The sequence below is a fragment of the Psychrobacter sp. TB20-MNA-CIBAN-0197 genome, assembly GCF_040309765.1.
Taxonomy (GTDB): Bacteria; Pseudomonadota; Gammaproteobacteria; order Pseudomonadales; family Moraxellaceae; genus Psychrobacter; species Psychrobacter submarinus.
The window spans coordinates 1-278 of the sequence record NZ_JBEOPC010000452.1 but is presented as its reverse complement, the minus strand read 5'-3'; the positions used below and the strand labels follow the sequence as shown (position 1 = coordinate 278).

Genomic DNA, 278 nt, shown 5'->3' with positions numbered 1-278 from the left:
ATGCTGAAGTGAAGGGCGATCAAGTCGTCGTTACTAGCGAAAATAAAGGCGAGTCATCTGAAGAGAGCTTTGACAAGCTCATCGTGTGTGTTGGTCGCAGTGCATATTCTGAGAAATTACTTGGTGATGACAGCGGTGTGACCTTGACTGAACGCGGTTTGATCGATGTCGATGACCAGTGCAAAACCAATCTTGATGGCGTTTATGCTATTGGTGATTTAGTCCGTGGTCCAATGCTTGCGCATAAAGCAATGGAAGAGGGCATGATGGCGGTGGAG

General features: G+C 47.5%; 1 protein-coding gene. It reads left to right on the top strand.

The features are described 5' to 3' along the window. A partial coding sequence (locus AAEY83_RS14455) for an FAD-dependent oxidoreductase (RefSeq protein ID WP_351059930.1) occupies positions 1 to 278 on the top strand: 278 nt, incomplete at both ends.